Below are 21,421 nucleotides of genomic sequence, written 5' to 3' on the forward strand. Positions count from 1 at the left end.
CCGCGAGCTCTTCGTCGGCCCGCTCCCTGGCCACGGCTCGCCCCGCCAGTACTTCGAGGATGGGCCGCTGGAGGCACGAAGAAAGATCATTTTCACACCTCCCTTGGCCCCTTCAGACGATGACGGTGCGCGTGCCCTCGGCGCCAGCCGTCAGCCGGATGCCCTCGTTGATCTCCGCCAGCTTGATCCGCTGGGAGACCATCTGCCCGAGATCGAGCCGGCCGCTCTCGGCGAGCCGGATGAAGCGCGGGAAGTCGCGGAGGATCTGCGAGCCGCCGACGGGCGAGCCGACCAGCTTCTTGCCGGAGAACACCGCCCCGATCGCGGGCAGGGTGATCGTGGCGCCCACCGCCGGCATGCCGACGAGCGTCACCGTCCCCTCCATCCGGGCCAGCGCGAACGCCTGCTCCATCAGCTTGGGGAAACCAACGACCTCAAAGCTGTAGTCCGCGCCGCGCCCACCGGTGAGCGCCCTGACCTGTTCGACCGGGTCGTCGGCGGTCGGGTCGACAGTGTGGGTCGCGCCGGCGCGCAGCGCGGCGTCGCGGCGCGACGACGCCGGGTCGATCGCGATGATCACGGCCGCGCCGGCGATCCGGGCACCCTGGATGACGGACTGCCCGACGCCTCCACAACCGATCACCGCGACGGTCGACCCCGGGGAGACCTGGGCGGTGTTCAGCGCGGCGCCGACGCCGGTGGTCACCCCGCAGCCGAGCAGGGCCAGCTGCTCGTCCGGCAGGTCCGTCTCGACCGCGACGACGCTCGCCTCGTCGACGACCATCGCCTCGGCGAACGAGCCGCAGCCGCAGACCGCGCGCGCCGTACGGCCGTCGGCGAGGGTGAACCGCGTCGCGGCCTGGACGAGCGGCCCGCGCTCGCAGTGGTTGGTCATGCCGTTCTGGCACCACCAGCAGGAGCCGCAGGCCGGCGAGACGGAGGCCAGCACGCGGTCGCCCGGCCGGACCCGGCGGACCTCGGCGCCGACCTCCTCGACGGTCCCGGTGGCCTCGTGGCCTGGGACGATCGGCAGCTGCAGCGCCGAGTGGCCCTCGATGACGTTGAGGTCGGTGTGGCAGATGCCGCTGGCGGTGATGCGCACGAGCACGTCGCGCGGGCCGACGGCGGGGACCGGCAGGTCCTCGAGGACGAGCGGCTTGCCAGGCTCATACGCGACGGCGACCCTCATCGAGGCCCATCTCCTGTCCGTGCTGGCGGCGCGGCGCGCCGCGGTGCCCTGCCCGGGTGTGTCCCGCCGTTGACGTGCCCCGCCGTTGATGTCACCCGCCGTCGACGTGCGACGCCGGGTGACGTGCGCTGTCGGTGACGCGGTGCCGCGCCGCCGGCTGCGGGCGAGCAGCACGCCAGGCGCGCTCGGCCGGTGGCTGGACACTAGCTCAGTAACCGCTCACTCCACAACCGGAAGCACACCCCCAGCGCGGCCCGGTGCGGGTCGCGTCCACCCGAAACCATCTTCACAAGAGGGCGACGGTGTCGCACGCAGCGGTCGCGGCCATGCCCAGCTCGGGTAAGTATGTGAGCGCTCTGTTAGCATGAGGCCCGCCGGCCGTGCCGGCGAGCCCCTGGCCGGATCGTCTACAGCATGGACCTGCTCGGCCGCCCCTTCCCGGACGGCCCGTGGGCCGTTTCCGCTACGTTCTGACCTTGCGTCCCTGACCGGGCCGGCCGGGGTATGCCACCGGCGAAGAACGCGACGAAGCGAAGGAGAGGCTCCCATGAAGGCCGAGGTCGACCCTCACCTGTGCCAGGGGCACGCCCGCTGCTGGGACATCTGCCCGGAGGTCTTCTCGCTTGACGAGGAAGGCCACGGCTTCGTCCCGATCCCCGACGTCCCGCCGCAGTTCGAGGCGAAGGCCCGCGAGGCCGCCGACAACTGCCCCGAGCGCGCCATCACGGTTTCCTCCTGAGGGAGGCCGTCCCACCGGGACGCCCCGGACGGTCTGACCGGGAATGTCACGGGCGGGTAGGACCGGGGACGTCCCGGGCGACGCGGGCTACTCGTCCTGTTCGGCGGCGGGCACGGCCGCTTCCCGCGCGCCCGGTCGGGTGAGGTCGACCAGGATGCGCAGGAACCGCTCCTGGCCGACGCCGTTGAACGGGTGCCCCTGCATCGTCGAGAACAGGTGGTAGCCACCGAGCGCGGCGACCGCGATCGCGTCGACCACGTCCTCCTCCCGCGGCTCGGCGAGCACTGGCCGCTGCAGCGCGGTCCAGATCGCCTCGCGCAGTTCGGGGACGCGGTCACCCTCATTGAGCATGAGCCGGAACAACCGGTCGAAACGGCGGATGTCCGCGAGCAGCTGTTCGCACACGTGCAGGCGGTGCTCCACCGCGTCCGCCGACGGGGGAATCGCCGCGCGCCTCTCGGCCATCTCGGCACGCAGGCGGCTGACCTCGCGGTCCACGGCCGCCGTCAGTAGCGCCTCCTTGGACGGGAAATGCCGGTACAGGCTGCCCGTGCCCACCGCCAGGCCGACGCGCCGCTCCACCTCGCTGATCGTGGCGCCGGTGAACCCGGCCTCGGCGAACACATCCATCGCCGCTTCGAGAATCCGGTCGCGGGTCGTCCGCCGCGATCCAGCGGGCCGGGTGGCCCTGGTTGTGGCCTTTGGGCGCGAGGTCTCCTGATTCGCGGTCCCCCGGCTCGCCGTCACGGCGCCAGCCTACGCAGCCGGGACGCGGGCACCGGCCCTGTGCGCGCCGTCCGTGCACAAATGGTCGCGCGTCACGCGGGCTCGAACACGAGCGGGATGGATGCCGGCCCCCGGGCCTGCAGGCTGAAGTAGGTGATCTCGGCGCCGCCGGGGACGCGGAACGGGCCGAGCCTTTCCAGCAGCCGGCGGATCGCCACCCGGACCTGCAGCCGGGCGAGGTTCGAGCCGACGCAGCGGTGCGGCCCGGCGCCGAACGTCAGATGCCGGTTGCGCGGCCGGTGGAGAACGACCTCGTCCGGTCGTTCGAAGACCTCGGGGTCACGGTTTGCCGCGCCGAAGAACAGGCCGACCTTGTCGCCCTTCCTGATGGGCCGGCCGAGGATCTCGACGTCTCTGGTCGCCGTGCGGAACATCAGCGGGAGCGGGGTCTCCAGCCGCAGGCATTCCTCCACCAGCGCCGGCACCAGCGAGAGGTCGGCGCGGACCGCCGCCTGCAGACGCGGGTTCTCGGCGAGGATCCGCATGGTCGCGCCGATGGCGCTCGCCGACGTGCCGATCCCGCCCTGGATGAGCAGCTGCAGGCCCGACAGGAACTCGTGGTCGACGAACGTCTCACCCGAGTCGTTCAGGCATTGGACGGCGCTGACCACGTCGTCGCGCTTCGCCTGGCCGTTCTTCCGGCTCTCGAAGACGCCGGCGGCCCAGGCCCGCAACGTCGCCGCGCCCGCGGCCGTCTTCTGGGGGTCGGACTCGAAGCTGATGGCGCGCGCGGCGGGTTCGACGGCGCGGAAGTCCTCGTCGGTCGCGTGGAACAGCAACCGGAACAGGATGGTGCCCGGCAGCTTGCGGGCGAAGTCCACCGCGAGGTCGCATTCCCCCGCGTCCACGAAGGTGTCGATCAGCTCGTCGGCCACGCTCCTGATCGGGTCTTCCAGATGGGCGAGGGACGTCACCGTCAGGTGCGGGTTCACCTGGCGGCGATAGGCGCGCTGGCGTGGCGGGTCCAGCTCGATAGGGACCAGCCGCGGCATCAGGTCGAACCCCGGACGGGTGATCGACACACCCTCGGTAGAGGTGAACGTCTCCCAGTCCTGCGCGATGCGCAGCACCAGGTCGCATGAGGTCGCCGCCCAGTAGCCGTGACCGCTTTCGACCCAGGTCAGAGGGCCAAGCCCGGCAAGCTCCCGGACCGCGTCCCAGTACGCCGGGCCGGCGACCGCCGGTGACAGGTGGTCGAACGTCGAGGTCGGGTACGGCGCCATCCAGGCCTCCCAAACAGAGATGCAAGGGTACTCTTGCATTCAATGGGAGGAAAAATAACGTCGACGTTTCGGCGCGGTCAACGCCCACCGTGACGGCAGCCGACGGCGGCCTGCGGCCGCCCATACCCGGGACGGCGGCGCGCCGTGGCTGGCGCAGGTCTCAGTTGGGAGCGGTCATGGACGCGGTGCCCTTCCACATCGGCATCACCACCAACGATCTCGGCGCCTCGATGCGGGATCTCACGCGGGCCCTCGGCGTCACCTGGACCGCGCCCACCGCCGGCGAGGGCCTGTTCCACACCGTCGACGACGTCCCGCAGCCCCGGCCGACGTCCTGTATCTCCCGACAGGGCCCCATCCACGTGGACCTCATCAAGGGAGAACCCGGCACCATCTGGGAGACCGCCGGGCCGCGGCTGCACCATTTCGCCTACTGGACCGACGACCTGGCGGCCGACGTCATTCGCCTTACAAGCGAAGGCTGGCGCCTCGAAATGACGAAGCCGGACGAGAACGGCCGCCCCACCCTCTTCGCCTACCTGGTCCGCGCCGACGGCTTCCGCCTGGAACTCATCGACGCCGCCGGCCGCGACGACTACGCCGCCCGCCTCCGCGAGTAAGACTCAGTCCAGGTCGTACGGCTTGGGGGTGCCGTCGTGGATCTCGATCCATTCGGCGCCTTCCGGGCCGGCGACCCAGGTGTACTTCTGGTTCGGCGTGAAAACACCCTGGCCCGCCCGGGTGACCCGCCTTCCGTAACGGAGCTCGCCGGACAGCACATAGGTGATCTGGTGCGTGCCGTGCCGGTGCGGCCGAACCTGGGCACCGGGACCGACCCGTGACCGGACGACCGTCATGGTCGGCGACAGCAGGATCGTCGTCGAGAGCATGTCGCGCCCGACGGCGTCGAGGAAGACCTCCCGCTGCTCTTCCGGCAACCATTCGGAGAGTTCCTGGTTGCTCCGGTACGGCAATGTGTTCGAGTCGTAGAAGAACATCCGCGCGCCATCCCCCGGCACGCCCTCGTTCGGGTGCCCGGCACGCTCCTCGGACGCTTCACTCACGCCGCATCCACCTCCCACGGCCCCAGCCGCGACCACACGGTGGCCGAACCTGGGTCACAGTGCTCTCGCCCAGCGGGCGCAAGGGAAGTCTTGCCCCGCCCTCCGCCGCGGGCAACTGATCGCTCACCGCGCCGCCGGGCGGCCGGGCGGCCCGGCGGCCCGGCGCCCGACGGAGCCGACCGGAGCCCTGCCTACTCGGGCTCCGCGGGCGACAGCCGGGCACCCGGCGTGAAGGTGATGGGCACGGTGAGGGGGGCACGGTTGTAGGTCGAGTGGAACTCGACCTCGGCGCCGGGCGCCAGCCGAATGTCGTGCAGGCGGTTGACGAGCTCCTCGACGGCGATGCGCAGGTTCATCCGGGCGAGGTTCGAGCCGGCGCAACGGTGCGGGCCGGCGCCGAAGGCGATGTGCCGGTTGCGGGGCCGCTCGGCGTCGAACGTCTCCGGGTCCTCGAACTCGTTCTCGTCATGGTTGGCCGCGGCCCAGTACAGCAGGATCTGCTCGCCCGCCTTGATCTGCTGGCCGTTCACCTCGGTGTCGTGCCGGGCGGTGCGCGCGACCGAGATGAACGAGCTGTCGAGGCGCAGCAGCTCCTCCACCCCGTTCGGGATCAGCTCCGGCCGGGCACGCAGCAGCTCCGGAATCTCGGGGTGCTCGCAGAAACGCAGCATCGACATGCCGAGTGCGCCGGCCGTCGTGTCGAGACCACCGAGAATGAGCAGGTGGATGGTGCCGATCGCCTCCGCGTCGGTGATCGGCCGGCCCTCGATCTCGGCGGCGAGCACCGCGTCGATCACGTCGCCGCGCGGTCCTGTCTGGCGCCGCTCGGCGATGCGTTCGGCGATCCAGCCGGCGAGCTTGAAGATGCACTCGCGTGCCTCGGGGACGGGCTGCGCGGTCGTGATCGCCCATTCGTTGACCTGGGCGAGGTCCTCCTTCGGCGCGTGCAGGGCGAAGTCGAAGAAGGCCAGCCCCGGCAGCGGCCGGGCGAACTCGGCGATGAAGTCGCACTCGCCGCGTTCGATGAAACCGTCGATCAGCCGGTTCACCAGGTCGCGGGTCTGCTTCTCCCATTCGGCGACGACGACGGGCCGGAAGGAGGGGTTGATGACGCGGCGGAACTCGCGCTGCAGCGGCGGGTCGATCGTGACCGGAAGGATCGTGTGCCTTTCCGTCGCCGCGATCGTGATGCCGTCGGCGGAGCTGAAGGTCTCCCAATCCTGGGCGACGCCGAGCACCTGCTCGTAGCCGGTGGCCACCCAGAAGCCGCCGTGCTGGTCGCTATGCGCGACGGGGCAGCGCGACCGGGCGCGCGCCAGCGTCGGGTGGAAGTCCTGGGCCAACGCGGCCGACTGGTGGTCGAAGTGGTGCTCGACCCACTCGTCGTCGATCGCGGCCTCGGCCGGGCCAGGCGGCGTCGCCGTCACGTCCATCTCCCACCTCACGAACGTCAGTGGCCTGGACGACCAACGGGTCCTCGGCCATTCCGCGAGAAGAATAGCAATAAGTGAGCGCTCGTTTAGCGTTCGCCCAGCACATGAGGCGCCGGGGATGGCCACGGGGCGTGGCGGCGGCGCTATCCCAGCGTGCCTAGCAGGGCCTTCGTGTCGTGGACGAAGGCCTCGACCTCGACGATCTGGCCGCCGCGGATCCGGATCAGGTCGATCATCGGGAGGACGACCGATCGGCCGGTGGCCCGCGCCGTCCACCGGATGACGATCCGCAGCGCGTAAAGGTCCTCCGCGCACCGCCAGTACTCGGTTCCCTCGATGCGCTGCTCCCAGTGCTCGCGCATGCCCGTCTGGACGGCGCGGAACGCGTCGAGCCCTTCGTGGACGCCGCCGTGCGGCAGCGACGCCGGCTCCACCAGCACGATGTCGTCCGCGAACAGCGTCGCCCAGCGCTCGGCCGTCGCGGGGTCGCTCATCGCGTCCGGTTTCCAGGACGCCGCGAGCGTCTCCATCACCTGCGCCGCCGTCAGCCCCACAGAAGTACCCCCTCCGTCCTCGGCGCCGGCTTGGCGGCCTCCCGTCCTAACCGAGGAAGAACTTGCCGCCGTCGTAGGAGATGGTCTGGCCGGTCATGTATCGGGAGGCGTCGCTGGCGAGGAACACCACCGGGCCGGCCACGTCGTCCTCCGTGGCGACCCGCCCGATGAGCTGCATGCGGAACTCCGGGGTACCCGTCATCTGCTCCTCGCGTTCCAGCACACCAAGCGCGATCGCCTCGGCCGCCATCGAGCCGACCGACAGGGCGTTGACCCGGATTCCCAGCGAGGCCAGCTCCTTGGCCAGCGACTTCGTCATCGCGATGACCGCGCCGCGGGCCGTCCCGTAGTCGAGCCAGTTGCGCACGCCGTAGGCGGCCGACGAGGTGTGGTTGACGATCGCCGGGCACGGCGACCTGGCGAGCTCCGGGACGGCGGCCTTGCAGAGGAGAAACGTCCCGCGCACCATCACCGCCATCGTCGTGTCCCAGTGCTCGGTCGTCATCTGGGCGAGCGGCGTGTACGTCGTGTCCCGGTAACGGTTCGGGTTGTTCACCAGCACGTCGAGCCGGCCGAACTCCGCCATGGCGAACGCGACCGCGCCCTGGGCGCTGGCCTCGTCCGTGACGTCGAGATGGCAGAACCGGGCGGTCCCACCGTCCTTCTCGATGAGGCCGACCGTCTCCTCCCCCGCATCGGCGAACCGGTCGGCGACGACGACGCAGGCGCCCGCGGACGCCAGGGCGCGGGCATACCCACGCCCGGCCCCCTGCGCCGCTCCCGTCACCAGGGCTACCCGTCCGGCGAGCGGGCCGGTCGAACCGCCGACGGCGTGGGCCGCACCGGTCGGTTCCTCGGTCCCGGTCATACCGGCTGCTCCCCGGCCGATCCCAGGACCTGACGCAGCGTGCGCGCCATGTGCTGCATCACTGGCTCGTTGCGGCCGAACACCAGCGTCTTCGGGACGAACGGCGAGCGCAGCCCGAGGCCGGCCCGCGTCGCCATCTCGTAGTCCTCCTTGTCGACGACCGTCTGGCACGCCCAGCGGACCGCCTCCTCCAGCTCCTTCGCCTCCTGGGGCGAGTCGGGAAGCTCGCGGCGGTAGGCGTAGTGCAGCGCCACCGTCTCGTGCAGGCCCTGGCCCGGGTAGATCGTGAAGATCTCCAGCCGGTCGCCGACGACCGAGAAGCTCAGGTTCGGGAAGAGCCGGTAGTTGAGGTTGATCTGGCCGTCGTCGACCGGCCGCCAGTCCTCCTCCGGCACCTCGCGCAGCCTGTCGACGGTGCGCATCGTCGAGGTCATCAGTGCGTGCTCGCCGTAGAAGTCGGCGATCGAGGTGTTGCTGTAGACGAGCGGCCGAGCGGTCTCGCGGTGCAGGTGGGCGAAGTGGTAGGTCTCGCAGTGGGTGCCCCAGACGACCTTCCAGTTCGTCGCCACCGGGTGCGGATGGGTCGCGGCTATCGCGTGCCAGGTCCCGAAGCCGAACGAGGCGAACTGCTCGCCGAGGCCGGCGAGGTACTCGTCCACCGAGAACGGCGCGTCGGGGTTGGCCGACGCGAAGATCATGCCGTGGCGTTCCTCGGCGGGCAGCTCGATCAGCCCCCGGTCCTCGCGGCGCATGTCGGAGAACCCCTCGGCGCCCGGCAGGCCGACGAGCCGGCCCTCCAGGTCGTACACCCACGCGTGGAACGGGCAGGTGAACCGGCGGGCGCCCGTCCCGCACCCCGGCTCGACGACCCGCACGCCACGGTGCTGGCACATGTTGAGAAACGCCCGCACCCGGCCCGACGCGTCGCGGGTGAGCAGCATCGGCGTGCCGGTCGCGTCGAACGTCATCCACGACCCCGGCTCGGGCAGGTCGCGGGTGAGGCCGACGAACATCGGGTAGCGGTTGAAGACGATCCGGCGCTCCAGCTCGAACTGCTCGGACGACCGGTAGCCGTCCAGCGGCTCCTCCATGGTGTGCTCGGCCAGGTCGGTCGTCCGCCGGTCGATCAGATCCAGGGTCCGCCGGCCTAACTCGCGCTGCATCTGTGCGTTCATGCGGTCCGCTCCAGTTCCCTCGCTCCTGGCTCGCCGGCGGCCCGGTCAGCCACCTGGATCCGTTCGGCGTCCGCCGCGACGGTGGTGCCGGCGAAGAACTCGGGGGAGGTGCCGCCGTAGAACCGCACCGCGTTCACGCAGGTGAACTCCTCGAACTGCGCGGGCGTGAGAATGCCGTCCTCGACCAGCTCATAGGCCTCGAGGAGCGGGTGGGTGAACGACGGGACGTCCCAGTGCCCGAGGTCGGAGCCCATCATCGGGCGCAGCTGGGCACCGAGCGGGTTGACCCGCCTGTCGTAGGCGAGGCCCACCAGCGGGTCGTCGCCCTCGCATCCCCAGTAGAAGCCGCGGACGAACGCGTCCCGGATCTCCTCGACCGACGTGACCCCGCTGGCGGCGAAGTCGTCGACCTGGCCGTCCGCCGCCGACACGCCGGGCACGAGCTGCTCCGGCCGGTAGTGGGCGAGCTCGGGGGCGTGCCTCGTCGCCAGCCGGGCAAGCTCCGCCGGGTCGAGCCGGGCCGGGTCGAGCCGGCCCAGCCCCGCCTTGCCGCGCTTCTCGAACCGCGACACCAGGTCGCCGTAGACCCGCACGCCGCCCGCCACGCCGCCCTCGAGCAGCGCGACCCGCAGGTCGGGAAACCTCGTCGTGACCCCGCCGAGGAACAGCGACTTGGCGGTCGCCTCCCCCACCGCGGCGAAATGCCCGGCGGCGTAGGAGTAGTTGGACGGCGAGAAATGGCCGGTGAACCTGAAGCCGTTCGAATGGCACGACAGCGGGACGCCGAGCTCGACCGCCTTGGCCCAGAACGGGTCGTAGTCGTGGTCGCTGTCCAGCCCGAAGTTGTCGATCCGCTGCAGCCGCGACCGGTACTCGGGCGGCGCGTCGGCGAACGCCGGGATCGGCCGCCAGACGAACGACGGCATCAGCGCCGCCCGCAGCCCGAGCGACACCGCGTGCTCCAGCGCCTCGATCCCCTCGTCGGGGGTGTGCGCGGGGATGACCGCGACCGGGGCGAGCCGGTCCCGGTAGGGCGCGTAGGCCTGCGCGACGTAGGCGTTGTAGAGCCGGGCGAGCCCGACCCGGGTCTCGGGGTTCTCCAGCGACAGCAGCACCATGCCGCGCGACGGGTAGACGACGGCGAAGTCGATCCCGGCCTCGCCGAGCCGCTCGTGGTACAGCGACGGCATGGCGACGGTCGCGTAGTCGAGGGTGTCGCTCGGCGTCCACCACACCGGGCGGGCCGACAGGTGCAGCCGGCGGCGCTCGGCGAGCGACGGCACGCGCTCGCCGGACCCGTCGGCGAGGCCGAGGGCCTTCACCGCCGGGTCGTCGAGCAGGTGCCCGCCGCCGTTGTCCCGCACGAAGTCGGCGAACGCGACGCTGATCTCGACGTGGTGCGCGTCGGCGTCGATGATGACGTGGCCGAGGTCCGCCCGGACGCGCCGGGCGCTGGTCGACTGACCGGTCATCGCGGAGCCCCCTCGGCGAAGACGAGCATGGTGGCGATCCTTCCGTTCTCGACGCGGATGATGTCGAGGCCGACCGCGACGGCGGTCGGGAAGATCCAGCGGACGTAGGCCCGGCTCCAGCTGTGATGGCTCTCGGGCGGCGCCGCGAGCGCCACTGTCACCCCGTCCGGCCAGGCGGCGGTGTACTCGGTGACGTGGTCGGCGAGGGCGCGGCGCCCGCGCACGACCGGCCGTTCGTCCGGCGGGACGAACTCCACCTCGTCGGCGCAGCAGGCCTCGAAGTGGCGCAGCCGCTCGGCCGGGTCGCGGGTGACCCAGGCCGCCGTCCACTCGGTGAACAGCTCCTCGGGGGTCACTGCCCGCTCCCGCGGCGCAGGCCGGCGAGGGCGACGGCGGGCAGGGTGACGCTGGCGCCGCCGTCGGTGGCGAGCACCTGGCCGGAGATCCAGCTGGACTCGTCGCTGGCGAAGAACAGCGCCGCGTACGCGACGTCCCAGCCGGTGCCGTGGGTGACCGCGCCGAGCGGCAGGACGGAGGCCGCGGTCTTCTGGATCTCGCCGAGGTCCTGGCCGAGCTTCTCGGCGGCGCCCTGGGTGCGCGGCGTCTGCACCGAGCCGGGAACGACGACGTTCACCCGGATGCCCAGCGGTCCGTGCGCCGCGGCCATCTCCTGGGACAGCGAGATCATCCCGCCCTTCGCCGCGGAGTAGGCGGCGAACCCGATCGCGCGCAGCGCGCCAATCGAGGAGATGTTGACGATCGACCCGCCGCCGGTGGCGGCCATCGCCGGGATGGCGAACCGGGACACCTGGTAGACGGACTTCAGATTGATCCGCAGCAGGTCGTCCCAGGTGTCCTCGGCCGTGTCGAGGACACTGCCGGGACGGGAGACGCCGACGTTGTTCACCAGGATGTCCAGCCGGCCGAACGTGTCGAGCGCCGCCTGGGTGAAGCGCTCGCCGTCCGCCGCGACGGTGACGTCGCCTGCGACGACGACGGCACGGCCGCCGACCTGTTCGATCTCCTTGCGGGTCACCTCGGCGCGGTCGGGGGTGATGTCGACGAGCACGACGGCGGCGCCGTGCCGGGCGAGCAGCAGCGCGGTCGCCTTGCCGGTGCCGACGCCCGGCCCCGGCACCTGGCCTGCGCCCGTCACGATCGCCACCTTGCCGGCGACCCGCCCGCGGCCGGGCTCCGCCGCGTTCCCCGACTCCTCCAGAACAGTCACGGTCAGTCACCTTCGATCAGCGCGAGCGGGGTGAAGACGGGAACGGTCTCCTCGGGCTGGACGAGGATCCGGGACAGGACGCCGGTCGCCGGCGCGACCACGACGACGGTGGTCTTCTCGGCCTCGATCTCGGCGATCTCCTCGTCCTCCTCGACCGGGTCGCCCTCGTTCTTGAACCACTGCAGGACGGTGCCCTCGGTCATCCCCATCCCGAACTGGGGCAGGTTCACCTCGGTGGTCATGGGACGGCGAGCTCCTTCGGCGAGCCGACGAGCGCGGTCGCGGCGGCGGCGATCCGCTCCGGCGTCGGGTACATGAGCCGTTCGAGCGCGGGGCTGAACGGCGGGTGGACGTCCGGGGCGACGACCCTGGCGATCGGGGCGCGCAGCGAGGAGAAACCATCCTCGGCGACGATGGCCGCGATCTCGGCCGCCGCCCCGCAGGTCTTGTGCGCCGGGTCGGCGATGACGAGCCGGCCGGTCTTGTCGACCGAGGCCAGGATCGCCCCCTTGTCCAGCGGCACCAGCGTGCGCGGGTCGATCACTTCCAGCTCGACGCCCTGTCTCGCGAGCTCGGCCGCGGCCTTCAGCGCCGCGGGCACGGCGTCGCCGATCGCGACGACAGTGACGTCCCGCCCCTCGCGGGCGATGGCCGCCTTCCCGAGCGGGACGAGATGGTCGCCGTCCGGCACCTCGCCCTTCACGCCCCACAGCCGCAGGGGCTCGAAGAAGACGACCGGGTCGTCGTCGCGGATGGCCGACTTCAGCAGCCCGAGCGCGTCCGCCGGCGTCGTCGGCACCACGATCTTCAGCCCGGGGACGTTCATGAGCTGCGGGTAGGGCCGGTCGGAATGCTGGGCCGCGGTCGCGTTCGCGTACTTCATCGCGGCGCGGAACACGATCGGCACGCTCGCCTGGCCGCCGAACAGGTACCGGTTCTTCGCGGCGTGGTTCACGATCTGGTCCCACGCGACGTACATCAGGTTGGCGATCGTGTAGTCGACGATCGGGCGCAGACCCGTCATCGCGGCGCCGATCGCGGCGCCGGTGAAGCCCTCCTCGGAGATCGGCATGACCGGCACCCGGTCCGGGCCGAACTCGTCGACGAACCCGTTCGTCGGCATCGTCCAGAACCGGCCGTCCTCGCAGAACACGACGACGGCCGGGTCGCGCCGCATCTCCTCGAGCATCGCCTCGCGCAATGCCTCGCGGTAGCTCATCGTCCTCATCGCGAAGCCTCCGCCGGCGCGGCGTCGAGCGGCGTCGCCCAGAGGTCCTCGAACAGTTCCTCCGGCGCCGGCTGGGGGCTTCTCTTCGCGAAGGCGACCGCGGCGCGCACCTCGCCCGCGGCGGATTCCGCGACCGCCGCGAGCTGGTCCTCGGCGACGCCGTCCGCGAGCAGCCGGGCGCGGAACAGCTCGACCGGGTCGCGCGACCGCCAGTGCTCGACCTCGTCGGGCGGGCGGTGGGAGAGGTCCATGTTTCCGTACTCGGCGTGGTCACGGTAGCGGTAGGTCCGCGCCTCGACGAGGGTCGGGCCACCGCCGGAACGCCCGCGCTCGACGGCTGCGTCCACCGCGTCGAACACGGCGGCGACATCCTGCCCGTCGACGACGACACCCGGCATCCGGTAGGCGGCGGCGCGGGCGGCGATGCTCTCGCTCGCCATCGTGTCGGCCAGCGCCGTCGACATCGCGTACAGGTTGTTCTCGCAGACGAAAACGACGCCCAGGCCCCACACCGAGGCGAGGTTCAGCCCCTCGTGGAACGACCCGATGTTGGCGGCGCCGTCGCCGAAGAACGCGAGCGCCACCTGGTCCGTGCCGCGCACGCGGGCGCTGTACGCGGCGCCGACGGCCTGTGGGATGCCCGCGCCGATGATCGCCGTCTCGCCGAGGCTGCCGACGCCGAAGTCGGCGAGGTGCATCGAGCCGCCCTTGCCGTGGCAGACGCCGGTACGCCGGCCCATCAGTTCCGCCATGAGCGGGCCGAGCGGCGCGCCCTTGGCGATCGGGTGGCCGTGGGAGCGGTGGTAGCCGACGATGTAGTCGTCGTCGCGCAGCGCCAGGCACGATCCGACGATCGCCGCCTCCTGGCCGATACAGATGTGCACCGAGCCGGCTATGCCCTGGCCCTTGCGCACGATGTCCATAGCCGCCTCCTCGAAACGGCGGATTCGCAGCATCCGGCGTAACGCCTCGAGGTCCTGCTCTCTGTTCATCAACCCTGCTTCTTTCCCCGTGTGCACGGCTCAGGGTTCCGCCCGGTCCATGAGCGACGGCACTCGCGAGCCGCCAGCCGCGAGGCAGGCTCCCGGCGATGCCGTCTCCGGGCCATCCGTCGCGGGCGGGGCTGGGCCGGCGCGGCCGGTGACCGCGCCGCGTCAGTGGTTCGCGTCGCCCGCCGGGACGCATCATCCCTTGCAGGCGGTTTCTATGCAAGGGTACCCTTGCATTCTGTCTGGCCGGCAGCGAGAGAGGTTCCCATGACTGACTTCACGGGGCGCGTGGCCGTCATCACCGGCGCCGCGCACGGCATCGGGTCGGAGTACGCGCGGCACTTCGCCGGCCGCGGCGCCCACGTCGTCGTCGCCGACATCGACGGTCCGGCGGCCGAAACCATGACCAAGGAGCTCTTATCGGCCGGGTTGTCGGCCAGCACCCTCGTCCTGGACATCTCCGACGCGGACGCCTGCCGCGCCGCCGTCGACGGGGTCGTCGCCGAGCACTCGTCGATCGACTTCCTCGTCAACAACGCCGCGCTCTACGCGAACCGCGACTTCGCGATCGCCGAGGAGATCGACCTCGGCATGTGGCAGCGGATGATCGACATCAACGTCAGCGGCACGTTCTTCATGTGCCGGGCGGCGATCCCGCACATGAAGGGGCAGAGCTTCGGCCGCATCGTCAACCAGAGCTCCGCCTCGGTCTACGCGACCGTTCCCCGCTCGCTGCACTACTCGATGTCGAAGGCCGCCGTCATCACGATGACGAAGACGCTCGCCCGCGAGCTGGGCCCGTTCGGCATCACGGTGAACGCCATCGCTCCGGGCGTCATCGACACCGAGGCGACGCTGAAGGTGGTACCTCGCGAGGTCCTGGAGAAGGGCCTCGGCAACGCGGCGCTGCGCCGCATCGGCCACCCGGCCGACCTGGCCCCGGTCGTCGGCTTCCTGTGCTCGGAGGGCGCCAGCTACATCACCGGGCAGACGATCATCGTCGACGGCGGCATCAACATGCTCGGCTGACCGCGCCACCCGGCGCGGCGCCGGGCGGCGGGCAGGGCGTTCGGCAGACAGCGTTTCAGCGGGCGACGTGCTCAGCGGGCCCGGTGTTCGGCGGGCGGACGACGAAGGGAAGCGATCAGGCGTGGACCAGCGACTGATGTACCGGGACGCGTTCTTCATCGACGGCGGCTGGGCCGCGCCGAGCGGGCCGGACCGGTTCGGCGTCATCTCGCCGTCGAGCGAGGACGTCGTCGGCGAGGTTCCGCTCGCGACGGGCGGCGACATCGACCGGGCGGTCGCCGCCGCCCGGGCCGCGTTCGACGACGGCCCGTGGCCGCGGATGACGCCCGCGGAACGCGGCGAGGTCCTCGCCCGCGCCGCGAAGCTGCTGGCCGAGCGCGCGGGCCAGATCGCCGCCGTCACGGTCGACGAGATCGGCTGCCCGGTGAGCAACCCGGCATCGCAGACCGGGCTGGTGGGGCCGGTGTTCGACTACTACGCGGGCTTGGCGGCGACGTTCCCCTTCGAGCGGACCGTCACGGCCGGCCCTCGTGCCGGCCTCGTCACCCAGGAGCCGGTCGGCGTCGTCGGCGCGATCGTGCCGTGGAACGCGCCCGTCACCCTGGCCGCCTGGAAGTCGGCGCCCGCGCTGGCCGCCGGCTGCACGGTGGTGATCAAGCCTCCGCCGGAGGCGCCGCTGTCCACGTTCGTGCTCGCCGAGGCGCTGCGCGACGCCGGCATCCCGCCCGGCGTCGTCAACGTGGTGCCCGGCGGCCGGCAGGTCGGCGAACGCCTCGTCACCCACCCCGGCACCGACAAGATCGCCTTCACCGGCTCGACCGCCGCAGGCAAGCGGATCATGAGCCTGTGCGGTGAACAGATCAAACGAGTGTCGCTGGAGCTCGGCGGCAAGTCCGCCTGCATCCTGCTCGACGACACCGACGTGGCGGCGATCGTGCCGACGGTCGTCGGCATCGGGATGAACCGTTCCGGCCAGGTCTGCGCCGCCCAGACCCGCATCCTCGTGCACCGGTCCCGCTACGCCGAGGCGCTGGAGGCCGCGGGCGTCACCGCGGCGGCGATCCCGCTCGGCGACCCGCACGACCCGGCGACGGTGATCGGCCCGCTGGTCGCCGAGCGGCAGCGCGCCCGCGTCGAGGGCTACATCGGCGACGCCGTGGAGCACGGCGCGCGGGTCGTCACCGGCGGCGGACGGCCCGCCGACCCGCCGAAGGGCTGGTACGTCGAGCCCACGATCCTCGGCGACGTCGACAACGGGATGCGGATCGCCCGGGAGGAGATCTTCGGCCCGGTGCTGTGCGTCATCCCGTTCGACGACGCCGACGAGGCCGTCCGGATCGCCAATGACTCGCCGTACGGGCTCGCGGGCGGCGTCTGGAGCGCGGACCCGGCGCGGGCGCTCGCGGTCGCGCGCCGCCTGCGCACCGGCGCGGTGAACATCAACGCCGACTTCCCCCCGTTCCCGCTGGTGCCCTTCGGCGGATTCAAGCAGTCCGGGCTCGGCCGTGAGCTCGGACCGGAGGGGCTCGCGAGCTTCCTGGAGCCCCGCAGCATCGGCCTGCCGGTATCGCTGGCCGAGTCACTGGCCGCGTCGCCGACGTCGACCGCGCCGGGCGGCGACGCGTGAGCGCCGCCCAGTTCTCGATCCGTTACCTGGCCCTGGCGCCGGCGGACCCCGGCTCGTGGCGACCGCTGCTCAACCGGGTCGTCGCCGCCGACCGGGCCGGCGTCGACCGGGTGGTGCTCTCCGGCGAGCACGTCGTCTTCGGCGAGCACATGGACGACTACGCGCGGCCCGAGATCGGCGGCCGGGCCGGCGGCGGGCAGCCGACCGGGCCGGACGGCCACTTCCTCGAGCCGATGACGACGATGTCGTTCCTGGCCGGCATGACGTCGCGGGTGCGTCTCACCAACAGCATCCTGCTCGCCGCGCTGCGCCGGCCGATCGTGCTGGCAAAGAGCGCCGCCACGCTGGACGTGCTCTCCGGCGGCCGGCTCGACCTCGGCGTCGGCATCGGCTGGCAGCGCGAGGAGTACGAGGCCGCCGGGCTGGAGTTCTCCCGGCGCGGACGGCTACTCGACCACACCCTCGAGGTCTGCCAGCTGCTGTGGCGGGAACCCCGGGCCAGCTACCACTCCCCCGAGCTGTCCTTCGAGAACATCCACCTCAACCCGAAGCCGGTCCAGCCGGGTGGCGTGCCGATCTGGGTCAGCGGGACGGTCAACCCCGGCGCGATGCGCCGTCTCGCCCGGTTCGGCGCCGGCTGGATCCCCTGGGGGCCGGCGTCCGACCGCGCCGCCGACCTGGTCGAGACGATCCCCCGGATGCGCGACGCCGTCGCCGCGCTCGGCCGCGACCCGCTGGAGCTCGGGATCGCCGGCAAGCTCGCGAACGTGCCCGGCCGGGACGGGACGCCGGACCCGGGCGCGACGCTGGACGGCCTTCCGGCGCTGCTCGCGGCCGGGGTCACCGACGTGCGCCTCCAGCTGCCAGTGCCGGATGACACATCCGCGGCGGAGGCCTACCTCACCCTGTGGGTAAGTAGGTTTCAGGAAATGACCGGCGACGGCGGGGCCGAAGACCGCGGCGGCCTCGCCGCCACGGCCCTCGCGGGCACCAGAGCCCAGGGCGCCGTCGTTCGAGACACCACCGTCCGAGACACCACCGCCCGAGACACCGCCGTCCGGGCCGGGCTCGGCTGAACGGAAGGTGACCGCCGTGACCGTCGGCCCCTCGTCGCCAATGACGTCCCCAGGGCTCGCCCCGTCCTTCCGGTGCGCCCCCTGGACCCGGGCACAGGGAGCGGACCCGATCGGCTCGGCGCTCAGCTGCGACCTGTTCATCCTGGTCGAGACTCCGCCGCCCTGGCCGCGCGACGTAGGCGAGCTGCCGGTCTTCGCCGAGCTCGCCCGGCGCGGGCTGCCACCGGCCCGGCTGCTCGCCGTGCGCCCGCCGATCGACGGGCCGCCGCCGGCGTCAGCCTCGCCCGCCCAGCTCACGGCGGGCGTACGCACCGGGGTGGGCGTGACGATCTGGCGGCGTTCTCCCACGGGCAGCTTCACCGGCACCGACCATGTCGTCGACCAGGTGAACGTCGTCGACGAGATCGCCCGGCTCGTCGAGGCACCGGACGGGCGGGGCTGGCCCGCGCCGCCGGAGGTGCTGATCTGCGGGCACGGCGCACGGGACGCCTGCTGCGGGCGGCTGGGCACCCGGCTCGCCCTGGACGAGGCCGGCGCGTGGCCGGACGTGCGCATCCGCCGCTGCAGTCACACCGGCGGCCACCGCTTCGCCCCCACCGGCTTCACGCTGCCGGACGGGCTGGCCTGGGGTTATCTCGACACCGACGTGCTCGACACGATCGTCCGCCGAGCCGGGAGACCGCCGCTGCGCGGTCACTACCGCGGCACCACCGCCCTGGGGATGTGGGGCCAGGTCGCCGAACGTGAGCTTTTCGAACGCTTCGGCTGGGTCTGGCTGGACCACCGGCTCACCTCGGCGACGACCGACGTGGCGCCCGATGGCCGTTCCGCGGCCGTCGAGCTTGCCTGGGACGGCCCATCCGGTCCGGGGCGCGCGACCGCGACGGTCGCGATCGCCCGCGACCTTCCGGTCCTTATCTGCGGCGAGCCCCCCGAGAACGCCACGAAGAGCGCCCCGGACCTCGCCCTGCGCACCTTCGTCATCGGCGGTGGCGGCTGAACCCGCCGCGGTCGCCCTGAGTGCCGACCCGCTGCGAGCACAGCGGAACTCGTCTACCAGCCGGTCCAGGCTCGCGAAAACCCTGGGTTAGGTGCGAGCACCGCCCCGCAGATGGTCCTTCCGTTTCAGCGAAGCGTGTCAGGCAGCTATGAACTCGAAGGGCACCTGCGGCGAGTTCCTTGGCTTGGCCTTCGCGTCGCTACCGACTTTAGCGCCGCACGCTGTCGAGCCAGGTGAGGAGGAGTTCGTTGAATGCCTCCGGACGTTCCTGGTGCAACCAGTGCCCGGCGCCCGGATAGGCGACCGCGCGGCTGTTCGCCGTGGTGAAGGTCTTTTCCTCCCAGACGACCCGGGTCGGGTCGGCGTAGACCGCCAGCACAGGAACGGCCCGACGGGTGAGCCAGGTCTTCGCCTCGTCGCTCAGGACGGTCGCGGGGTGCCGCAGGCCCCACTGCCGCATCGAGTCGGCAAGCATGTGCGGGGGGGCGGTCAGCACCTTGCGTGCGTGCCAGCAGCGCAGGGCCAACGGAGTCTCTGCGGTCCAGAACGCTGCCAGGCCGGGCACGGCGGCCGCCGAGCCCTGCTCATCGATGGCGTCCGCGACCTGTTGGAATCCCGCGGGCCAGGACGGGTCGTAGCCGTAGGCCGGGTCCACCTCGACCACGCCCAGGACCCGGTCGGGATGCTCGACGGCCAGGTGCGCCACGATCATGCCGCCGAGCGAATGACCGACGGCAACCACCCGGTCGATGTCGAGATGATCGATCAGGCGGACGAGATCCGTGACATAGTCGCCGACGGCATAGCCGGAGGTTGGAACCGTAGAGTGCCCGTGCCCTCGGAGATCGACAGCGATGACCCGGTGGGACGCCGCCAGCGCAGGGATGTTGAAGATCCAGTCGTGGGAATCCGCGCCCAGACCATGCACCAGTAACAAGGACATCTCCCCGGCACCGTCGTCCGAGTAAAACAGCTTGACTCCGTCAACGTCGGCGAATGGCATGTCGGACGCCTCCAAAGGGACGCGAGAAATGGTTGTCTCGGATGGTTCTGACTAGCGGCGGCCGGCCGTCGTGCTTGGCTGGACGAGGTCGCCGACCGGTTGCCACTGCGGCACGACCACGCCCACGGCGTCGTCGAACCAGACCCGCATGCGCTGCCCCGCGACGAGGGCGGGAGCACCGGGAAGGTGGCCGACGAACCGGACGGACGGGACGTCCAGGAGCTCGACGAGGACCACCGTGTAGGGCACCGGGTACAACGGGTGGACCTGGTGCTCGACGACCGTCCACGAGTAGAGGGTTCCGAAACCCGCCACCGGCTGCCAACGGCCGTCCCAGCTTCCACAGGTGTGGCAGTAGGCGCGCGGCAGGTGAAGAACGGCACCGCAGCCCGCGCACACCCGGATGACCAGTTCCTCGCGCCGGGCCGCTTCGAAGAATCCCCCGGTGTCGGGATCGTCGTCGACCGGGACGAGGTGGGTGCGTCGGATCCGGTCCATCAGGCCGCTCGCAGCATCAGCGCGCTGCCCGGCGGCAGCGGGGTCGAGGTCACCAGGCACACCTCGGCGCCCGGGACCTGGGAGGTCGACTCCCCACGGATCTGGCGGACCCCCTCGAGGATGTGGTTCATGCCGTGGATGTAGCCCTCGGACAGGTGACCGCCGCCGGTGTTGATCGGAATGCTGCCCCCGAGATCGATCTCGCCTCCGGCCACGAACGGCCCGCCCTCGCCCTTCTTGCAGAAGCCCCAGTCCTCGATCTGAAGCAGGACGGTGATCGTGAAGCAGTCGTAGATCTGGGCGACGTCCACGTCCTGCGGGCCGAGGCCCGCCCGTCGGTACAACGTGCGAGCGACCGAACTCGCCGGCAGCTCGGTGATCGACTTCCGCATCAGGGTCGGGAACTGGATTCCGGGCTGCGGATCGGGCACGCTGCCCTGAGCGACCGCCCGGATCAGGACCGGAGGCTTTCGACAGTCCCGGGCGCGGGCGGCGCTGGTCACCACCACGGCGCAGGCCCCGTCGGTCTCGAGACAGAAGTCGAACAGCCCGAGTGGCCGGGCGATCGGGCGGGCCGACAGGTACTGCTCCATGGTGAGGGTGCGAGCGTGCATCTGGGCCGCCGGGTTCGCGTTCGCCCTGGCCCGACAGGTGAGCGCGATGTGGCCCATCTCCTCCTTCTTCGTGCCGTACTCGATCATGTGACGCTGGGCCATGAGGGCGAARATCTGCCCGGGAGTGAGCAGCCCGTACGGAGCGAAGAACTCGTCGTAGCTGCCCCATCCACCCACCCTGGCGTCGGCCGCCGCGGACAGCCCGAACCGGCGCCCYGAYCGKCCCCTGAGTTCCCGGAAGACGAGGACCGTCGTCGCCTGGCCCGAGAGGATGGCGCCCACCGCCTGCCCGACCATGGCGCACGGCGCCACTCCCCCCGGCCCCACCTGGGCCCAGTAGGTGAGTTCGCGTATCCCGAGCGAGTCGGCCAGGTCGTTGTGCAGGACGCTGTCCATGTCGCAACGGACGATGCCGTCGATGTCCCCCGGCGTCAGACCGGCATCCTCGATGGCGGCCAGCGCGGCCTGGGTCGCCAGGGTCAGGTCGCTGCGACCGGCGTCACGCGAGTAGTCGGTGGCGCCGATCCCGACGATCGCGCAACGGTCTCGGTGCTGGAACTCCTCGTTCGTCGCCGTCATCGGACGCGGTAGAGGCGCGCGGCGTTGTCGTGCAGGATCTTGCGCAG

23 protein-coding genes are annotated in these 21,421 nt (G+C 71.6%); 6 read left to right on the forward strand and 17 right to left on the reverse strand.

Translation table 11 applies throughout. The features are described from left to right. Positions 1 to 112 precede the first annotated feature (112 nt). Positions 113 to 1,189, reverse strand: a complete 1,077-nt coding sequence (locus tag BCD48_RS07650; RefSeq protein ID WP_071047567.1) for a Zn-dependent alcohol dehydrogenase — start codon at positions 1,187 to 1,189, stop codon at positions 113 to 115. Positions 1,190 to 1,736: 547 nt separating this feature from the next. On the opposite strand from BCD48_RS07650, the gene BCD48_RS07655 reads away from it, so the two are divergent. Next, positions 1,737 to 1,928, forward strand: coding sequence for a ferredoxin (locus BCD48_RS07655; RefSeq protein WP_071047568.1), 192 nt, complete (start codon positions 1,737 to 1,739; stop codon positions 1,926 to 1,928). 87 nt (positions 1,929 to 2,015) lie between these two features. Here BCD48_RS07655 and BCD48_RS07660 read toward each other — a convergent pair whose 3' ends face one another. Together BCD48_RS07660 and BCD48_RS07665 are read right to left on the reverse strand one after the other, a co-directional pair. Next, entirely contained in the window at positions 2,016 to 2,675 is a 660-nt protein-coding gene (locus tag BCD48_RS07660; protein ID WP_397428850.1) for a TetR/AcrR family transcriptional regulator, read from the reverse strand. Between the two features lie 71 nt (positions 2,676 to 2,746). Then, positions 2,747 to 3,937 (reverse strand): cytochrome P450, encoded by a 1,191-nt coding sequence (locus BCD48_RS07665; protein ID WP_071047570.1) that lies wholly within the window; start codon positions 3,935 to 3,937, stop codon positions 2,747 to 2,749. A 176-nt stretch (positions 3,938 to 4,113) separates the two neighbouring features. On the opposite strand from BCD48_RS07665, the gene BCD48_RS07670 reads away from it, so the two are divergent. Further along, positions 4,114 to 4,557, forward strand: a complete 444-nt coding sequence (locus BCD48_RS07670) for a VOC family protein (RefSeq protein ID WP_071047571.1) — start codon at positions 4,114 to 4,116, stop codon at positions 4,555 to 4,557. A 3-nt stretch (positions 4,558 to 4,560) separates the two neighbouring features. Here the strand turns inward: BCD48_RS07670 and BCD48_RS07675 are convergent, their stop codons facing one another. The 11 genes from BCD48_RS07675 to BCD48_RS07725 all read right to left on the reverse strand — a co-directional run bounded on the left by BCD48_RS07675 (position 4,561) and on the right by BCD48_RS07725 (position 13,951). Continuing rightward, on the reverse strand, positions 4,561 to 5,001 hold the full coding sequence (locus BCD48_RS07675; RefSeq protein ID WP_083418297.1) for a cupin domain-containing protein: 441 nt from the start codon (positions 4,999 to 5,001) through the stop codon (positions 4,561 to 4,563). Positions 5,002 to 5,192: 191 nt separating this feature from the next. Beyond that, positions 5,193 to 6,434: a cytochrome P450 gene (locus BCD48_RS07680; protein ID WP_071047572.1), complete on the reverse strand. Its 1,242-nt coding sequence runs from the start codon at positions 6,432 to 6,434 to the stop codon at positions 5,193 to 5,195. Between the two features lie 143 nt (positions 6,435 to 6,577). After that, positions 6,578 to 6,988: a nuclear transport factor 2 family protein gene (locus BCD48_RS07685; RefSeq protein WP_241841573.1), complete on the reverse strand. Its 411-nt coding sequence runs from the start codon at positions 6,986 to 6,988 to the stop codon at positions 6,578 to 6,580. Between the two features lie 46 nt (positions 6,989 to 7,034). Continuing rightward, positions 7,035 to 7,856 (reverse strand): SDR family NAD(P)-dependent oxidoreductase, encoded by an 822-nt coding sequence (locus tag BCD48_RS07690; RefSeq protein WP_071047573.1) that lies wholly within the window; start codon positions 7,854 to 7,856, stop codon positions 7,035 to 7,037. Next, on the reverse strand, positions 7,853 to 9,031 hold the full coding sequence (locus BCD48_RS07695; RefSeq protein ID WP_071047574.1) for an aromatic ring-hydroxylating oxygenase subunit alpha: 1,179 nt from the start codon (positions 9,029 to 9,031) through the stop codon (positions 7,853 to 7,855). The genes BCD48_RS07690 and BCD48_RS07695 overlap by 4 nt, the downstream gene beginning before the upstream one ends. Continuing rightward, entirely contained in the window at positions 9,028 to 10,503 is a 1,476-nt protein-coding gene (locus tag BCD48_RS07700; protein WP_071047575.1) for an amidohydrolase family protein, read from the reverse strand. Before BCD48_RS07700 ends, BCD48_RS07695 begins: the two co-directional genes overlap by 4 nt. Then, the gene (locus tag BCD48_RS07705) at positions 10,500 to 10,859 is read right to left on the reverse strand and encodes a nuclear transport factor 2 family protein (protein ID WP_071047576.1); all 360 of its coding nucleotides are present in this window, start codon (positions 10,857 to 10,859) and stop codon (positions 10,500 to 10,502) included. The genes BCD48_RS07700 and BCD48_RS07705 overlap by 4 nt, the downstream gene beginning before the upstream one ends. Then, positions 10,856 to 11,731, reverse strand: coding sequence for an SDR family NAD(P)-dependent oxidoreductase (locus tag BCD48_RS07710; protein WP_083418298.1), 876 nt, complete (start codon positions 11,729 to 11,731; stop codon positions 10,856 to 10,858). The genes BCD48_RS07705 and BCD48_RS07710 overlap by 4 nt, the downstream gene beginning before the upstream one ends. A gap of 2 nt (positions 11,732 to 11,733) precedes the next feature. Then, complete coding sequence (locus BCD48_RS07715) at positions 11,734 to 11,973, reverse strand: lipoyl domain-containing protein (RefSeq protein ID WP_071047578.1); 240 nt, start codon at positions 11,971 to 11,973, stop codon at positions 11,734 to 11,736. Continuing rightward, complete coding sequence (locus BCD48_RS07720) at positions 11,970 to 12,959, reverse strand: alpha-ketoacid dehydrogenase subunit beta (protein ID WP_071047579.1); 990 nt, start codon at positions 12,957 to 12,959, stop codon at positions 11,970 to 11,972. Before BCD48_RS07720 ends, BCD48_RS07715 begins: the two co-directional genes overlap by 4 nt. After that, a complete protein-coding gene (locus tag BCD48_RS07725; protein WP_083418299.1) occupies positions 12,956 to 13,951 on the reverse strand; it encodes a thiamine pyrophosphate-dependent dehydrogenase E1 component subunit alpha in 996 nt (331 codons plus the stop codon). The genes BCD48_RS07720 and BCD48_RS07725 overlap by 4 nt, the downstream gene beginning before the upstream one ends. Before the next feature lie 264 nt (positions 13,952 to 14,215). On the opposite strand from BCD48_RS07725, the gene BCD48_RS07730 reads away from it, so the two are divergent. From BCD48_RS07730 to BCD48_RS07745, 4 genes are all read left to right on the forward strand, one after another. After that, positions 14,216 to 14,977 (forward strand): SDR family NAD(P)-dependent oxidoreductase, encoded by a 762-nt coding sequence (locus tag BCD48_RS07730; protein WP_071047581.1) that lies wholly within the window; start codon positions 14,216 to 14,218, stop codon positions 14,975 to 14,977. Positions 14,978 to 15,098: 121 nt separating this feature from the next. After that, on the forward strand, positions 15,099 to 16,604 hold the full coding sequence (locus BCD48_RS07735; RefSeq protein ID WP_071047582.1) for an aldehyde dehydrogenase: 1,506 nt from the start codon (positions 15,099 to 15,101) through the stop codon (positions 16,602 to 16,604). Continuing rightward, positions 16,601 to 17,680, forward strand: coding sequence for a TIGR03619 family F420-dependent LLM class oxidoreductase (locus BCD48_RS07740; RefSeq protein WP_241841574.1), 1,080 nt, complete (start codon positions 16,601 to 16,603; stop codon positions 17,678 to 17,680). Before BCD48_RS07735 ends, BCD48_RS07740 begins: the two co-directional genes overlap by 4 nt. A gap of 16 nt (positions 17,681 to 17,696) precedes the next feature. Then, positions 17,697 to 18,680: a ferredoxin family protein gene (locus BCD48_RS07745; protein ID WP_241841575.1), complete on the forward strand. Its 984-nt coding sequence runs from the start codon at positions 17,697 to 17,699 to the stop codon at positions 18,678 to 18,680. A gap of 208 nt (positions 18,681 to 18,888) precedes the next feature. Here BCD48_RS07745 and BCD48_RS07750 read toward each other — a convergent pair whose 3' ends face one another. The 3 genes from BCD48_RS07750 to BCD48_RS07760 form a co-directional block, all read right to left on the reverse strand. After that, positions 18,889 to 19,683: an alpha/beta fold hydrolase gene (locus BCD48_RS07750; protein ID WP_071047584.1), complete on the reverse strand. Its 795-nt coding sequence runs from the start codon at positions 19,681 to 19,683 to the stop codon at positions 18,889 to 18,891. Between the two features lie 51 nt (positions 19,684 to 19,734). Further along, entirely contained in the window at positions 19,735 to 20,181 is a 447-nt protein-coding gene (locus BCD48_RS07755; protein ID WP_071047585.1) for a Zn-ribbon domain-containing OB-fold protein, read from the reverse strand. Then, positions 20,181 to 21,421: thiolase C-terminal domain-containing protein (locus tag BCD48_RS07760; protein WP_241841576.1), on the reverse strand; the 1,241-nt coding region annotated here is incomplete at its 5' end. The genes BCD48_RS07755 and BCD48_RS07760, both read right to left, overlap by 1 nt.

Origin of the sequence: Pseudofrankia coriaricola, from assembly GCF_001854805.1 — a bacterium.
Taxonomy (GTDB): domain Bacteria; phylum Actinomycetota; class Actinomycetes; order Frankiales; family Frankiaceae; genus Pseudofrankia.